Source organism: Bacillus sp. JJ1474 (assembly GCF_036965225.1).
In the GTDB taxonomy this organism is placed as follows: domain Bacteria; phylum Bacillota; class Bacilli; order Bacillales; family Cytobacillaceae; genus Cytobacillus.
Genome location: NZ_JBALPC010000292.1, coordinates 1 through 5,017, shown reverse-complemented (window position 1 = coordinate 5,017; position 5,017 = coordinate 1). Strand labels below are relative to the sequence as shown.

Here is a 5,017-nt window from a genome sequence, read left to right as displayed (position 1 = left end):
GCTGGGTTCGATTCCCAGGTAGTCCCACCAAAAGTATTGTATCAACGTTTTTGAACGTTTGGAATAATTTGATTAGAAAGAACCGTTTTACCCATTGACTGTTTAGGGTACTATCAAATAGACTTTGAGCCTCTTTTGCTTTGTTGGGACCCTCAGCAAAGCGAAGGGTTTTTTTTATGGCAGTACAAAGTAAGAGAAAAGAAGAAAGTTGGTATCCAGCCGGTTATTCGTTGAAGAAGAGGGGGCAACCCCTTGGGGTGGAAAGTCGTTAAGATATTAAGTTTTCAACTTTTAAATTAATCTAATGAATAATTATATATATTTAGTATATTTGTATCTTTCTGTATATTTCTGTAGTCCATCTTTAAAATAAAGATTGTAATCAATTATTTTAAAGGAGGATAAAAGATGCCTATTCGTAAGCTCAGTTTTTTGTTCGTTGCCCTAGTCCTGCTGATTACCCAATTTCCACTAGGCTCAAATGCTCAAAATGGTAACGCTGATTGTAGTAATCTTACCGATCCATCTGTCAATGGTTGGGTTGACTACGAACAAATGGTAAAAAGGCTTCACCAAATTGAACAAACAAGTTTTGGACGTGTGGAATTGGATGTTATTGGGCAATCGCGCCTCGGCAAGGACATATATGCAGCCCGTGTTGGAACCGGCGATCGTGTCATGCTTGTTACCAGCGAAATTCATGGTAATGAGAAAACTGGTACTGAAGCTTTGTTGCAAATGTTAAAGGAGCTGGGATCCGGCAATAATCCCGAAATTCAGGCGATTCGGAACAACGTAACTATCGTTGCTGTGCCAAAGTTTAATCCAGATGGAGCAGAATTGAACCAACGTCAAAACGTTTTCCCATGGGAAGAAGTCGTAAACACTTTTCCACAGCTTAAAGATGCCAAGCAAGCTTGGTACTACACTGCATCTAGAGGCGGTTTCGATGTTAACCGCGATTTTAACCCTGACCTAAACTATGAACCTCGTGCCGAAGATATGACTAAAGATGGAAGCCAACCTGGATTTTTCTTAACGAACGAGTCCCGTGTTCTTCGTAACCTTTATGTTAATTTGAAAAAAGAATTTGGTGAAGTTGAGGCGTACGTTGATTTACATCACATGGGAGCATGTAACAAGAATGAGGGTAGTGATCAATATGTTACAGTTTCATTAGACTATCCGCCGCTTGGTCCTGAAACCAATTCTAAATATCAACAATATACACAACTCGACCAGGAGAAGTCCAGACGATACGCACTAGCGGCAGCGCTTGGCATGGAAGATCACGCTGGAAATGGTAATGCCGAAACTTCCCCATTCTGGGGTGGAGCCAGCCGCTATTTCCACCCATCTGATCGAGACTTGCCTGGTCAGGCCAGATCATCTTTTGCTCTCAACGGTACTGCAACAGTTCTGTTCGAAGTTCGTGGACAGCAGCATAACTGGGGCCAGAAACAGAAGGGAATGCTAACTAAAGCAGTAAAGAACGGGCTGTACGGTATCGCCAATGGCATGGCTGATGGATCGGTAGACAGGCTTAACGGTAATGATTTCTACAATTTACCAAAGTACTGGTAGGTCATTTTGATTCTGTGTCTCCATCAAAGCTCAGGACTGCTAAGCAATTAGACGGAAAATGGTATAAGGAAACACCTCCGAAAACTCGGAGGTGTTTCCAAAAACTTGACTTAGTAAAAAAAAATTAAAGAAGTCAAACAGAGGTATTCATTATCAATGCTCGGACATTAGCCGTTTTGCTTCAAAATATAGGGTTTGGATAAACTTTTTTGCATTTATGCGAACTAGAGTGTTTGAAAGTGCTTGCTCTTTTTTTAATTCAGCCATTCTATCCCTTACAGTCTTAAACTCAAATAGTTTAGGAGCATAATTTTCGAAGATTGGATTGGAGTAATCATCCAGTCCAAGTGATGATAGATGATTTAACGATTGATAAATTGTCCTTCTAACACGTTGTTTCGAAGCTTTCATTTCTCTCATTAATTCACTTTGGCTTACGGAGTTTCCAAGCTTTTTTTGAGCCAATTGTATAAATATATCCTTTAGTCGCGGGAAACCATTCGTAAATGTCTCAGTCCGTTCGCATTGGAATAAATACTCTAATATATTTAATAGGTCTCGATATCCGCTTTCACCCATAATTCCTAAATCAGATAAAAGAATCTGACCAGAATCTATTATGGTTGGTACCAATGAAGCCGCTTGCTCATGTACAAAAATTTGATCCAGCGCAATTATATTACTCAATGATTGATGGATGTTTAATATAGACTTCTCCAAACGGATCCGTTCGCTCACTTTTTTTATTACAGATTTAACTTCAATCTTGTTAATAGGTTTCGTTATGTAATACTCAATACCAAGGGAGTATCCTTTACTTACTAACTCTTTTGACTCTACCAGTGAAATCATAATAATTTTCCCTTTAAATTCAGGTTTAATATTGCGGATTGTTTGCAGCCCATCTCTTTTTGGCATTAAAAGATCAATAAGCAAAATATCTGTTTTCTTTAAGGTTAATAGATTTCCATCTATGAGTGTACCGTCCTCCGCTTCACCTGCAATAACCCCAAGATCTTCGTCTTCAATTATTTCCATTAACATGGATCGAATGACAATGTCATCATCTACTATGTAAAAGAACATAACATCACTCTTCCTTGACCAAATAATTAACTGGTAATTTTATAGTGAAGATCGTACCATCTACTTCTGGTTCACTTTTCAAAAGTATCTTGCCTTCAAGTTCCTCAACGATTCTTTGTACATATGACAGTCCTATCCCTGTTGATGAACTTCCATCGCTTTCAAATTTTGAAGTGAACCCAGGTTCAAAAATTAAATTCTTTCGTTTATTTGGGATGCCAGGACCGTTATCACTTATTTGAAAATGAACCCAATTATTTTGTTTGGAAACAGAAATCTTCACAACTCCTAATTGTTTTATGGCTTCAATAGAGTTCATTACTAAGTTATTAAGGATCGATAGAATTTTAAAAATATGATAATCCGGATGAGCCCCGATAATCACTTGTTTAAACTCAATCTCTTTTCCTAAGGAAAGTGCATAATTTTTATTAGCTCGTATAATAAGATCAAGTAGTTCATATATGGTCATGTATTCGCTAAAACTTTCATCCGATATTAATTTGGAAAGTCCAGCATAAATTCGCTGGTTATCCTTTTTTATTTCGTGTATCTCTCCGACAATTTTTAATGTTTTGGCGGCAAGACATTGAATTGGCAGTGACTCCTTTTGCTCTTCAAACTCAATTAGTTTTTGATATAAAAAATAGGAATCCTGTGTTATTTTTTCACTGTTTTTTAATGTTTTCTTTAAGTGGATTGTTTCTTCATATAAGCTTGAGATAATCATGAGAAGATGAGCATTTTGTTGGCGTGTTTGCTTAACTGTCAGTTTGGTGTTATATAATTTCAGGAGATTGAAAAATCCTATCGTAAAATAGCTGCGAAAAATGGCAATCACGATTATTTTATATATACCGGAAAGAGAAGAATAAGCGTCGAATGCAATGTATTGAAAAGTGATTTCCGCAATGCTGGATGATATTTCAATGATAATACCCAAAATCCCCATTAGCACTGGACGATGATGTAAGCGATTCATTTTTATGGCATAGAAAAGACAGGCAAAAGTTAGATAATAAAAAAAAGTGGGATAATGAGCAATAAAAGAGTCCGTAAACACCTTACCGTAAATAATCAGGTCTAATAGGATTCGAAATAATACAACCATGATTCCTACTATGAAACCAGAGAGAACAGACGGTATTTTTCGTAGAAGTAATAAAGAAAAGAAAAATGTCGGTGTACCGAAACTAATCCGAAACGAATCATTGAAAGGATAAAAAAATAATTGACCCGCCAAAGGAACCAATATCAACATCAAAATAAAAATATAAGGATCTCTTTTGTTGAGTAAAAAATTCAAACCATCCACATCCTGAACTTTATAAAAGTAATTATATATATCGATGTGAATTAAAGCTAGAATTTACAGAAAAAACAGTCTATTCCGACTAGTTTGTATTGCGTTAGTCTTTAATGAAGTGGGAGGAAGGTCATACGATGCCAAGATTATTAATTGGTTATGAATAGGATCCTGACAAGCTACTACACGCGTTTAGTTTTGGAACTTTTAAATAGAAATTATCATGATTTTGCACTCCCAACCCATGCATGAAAACAGTTCTTCTCGGACCATAATTGTAGTGACACAAACAGTTTGTTAGACATGGCTTTTTAAGGTGGATCGACCCTGGAATAGAAACTGTTTGAGTAAGTTTGGTGTTCAACCCTTTGTTATAATATTGAAACTTTATTAACACAACGCTAGTGGAGACATAAGTTTAAAAAAATATTAGTTATAAATGCTCCTTGAAGTTGGGAGATTAATCGTTCAGGTTTTTACGTTATTTAAATTAAGGAGAATTTGAAAAAGAGAATACAAGCTTATGACCTGTCGTACTGGAGCTTGTTAACATTAAACACCAATATTATAAACACAATTTGTATATGTAGTAATGGAAATCCTCGTTTTGCCTTCTATATTATAGATGAGCTAGAGAGTAACGGAGTGTTTAGCAAAAGAGCATCCAAACACAAAAGGTCATTAATAGCATCAGAGTAGTACTTGAAACGAAGTGGAAAGAGTTTAACACATGAAAAACCGTTTAGTAAAATATACTAGCATCAAAAACCCGCTATTTACTCTTGTGATAATAATGACAAGTCTAAATTCTGCATATAGAACCTTGAGTTAATTGCCTAATATGAAATTAGTTTAGAAACGTAATTAGATTAAAACCTAATTACATTACTGGTTAGTATTTTGTTTATCTCTTAAGTATAAAATTTATATAATATAAAAATTGGCTGTCATCGAGGATCACAGTGTCATCAAGTTTTATTAAGTGTTATCGTCCAGTTCAGAATAGAAGTGTTCCTACCCACATATTGGCGATGTAGGGTA

3 protein-coding genes are annotated in these 5,017 nt (G+C 35.9%); 1 reads left to right on the top strand and 2 read right to left on the bottom strand.

Translation table 11 applies throughout. The features are described 5' to 3' along the window. The first annotated feature begins 408 nt into the window (after positions 1–408). Positions 409–1,584, top strand: coding sequence for a M14 family zinc carboxypeptidase (locus tag V7164_RS24760; protein ID WP_335344215.1), 1,176 nt, complete (start codon positions 409–411; stop codon positions 1,582–1,584). 153 nt (positions 1,585–1,737) lie between these two features. Here the strand turns inward: V7164_RS24760 and V7164_RS24755 are convergent, their stop codons facing one another. Together V7164_RS24755 and V7164_RS24750 are read right to left on the bottom strand one after the other, a co-directional pair. Further along, positions 1,738–2,670 (bottom strand): response regulator, encoded by a 933-nt coding sequence (locus tag V7164_RS24755; RefSeq protein ID WP_335344214.1) that lies wholly within the window; start codon positions 2,668–2,670, stop codon positions 1,738–1,740. A gap of 4 nt (positions 2,671–2,674) precedes the next feature. Continuing rightward, positions 2,675–3,781: an ATP-binding protein gene (locus V7164_RS24750; RefSeq protein ID WP_335344213.1), complete on the bottom strand. Its 1,107-nt coding sequence runs from the start codon at positions 3,779–3,781 to the stop codon at positions 2,675–2,677. Positions 3,782–5,017 lie beyond the last annotated feature (1,236 nt).

What these genes read in the sequence shown, in the direction of transcription:
- V7164_RS24760 (WP_335344215.1), top strand. Translation starts at nt 409, where the DNA reads ATGCCTATTCGTAAGCTCAGTTTTTTGTTCGTTGCCCTAGTCCTGCTG.
- V7164_RS24755 (WP_335344214.1), bottom strand. Translation starts at nt 2,670, where the DNA reads ATGTTCTTTTACATAGTAGATGATGACATTGTCATTCGATCCATGTTA.
- V7164_RS24750 (WP_335344213.1), bottom strand. Translation starts at nt 3,781, where the DNA reads ATGGTTGTATTATTTCGAATCCTATTAGACCTGATTATTTACGGTAAG.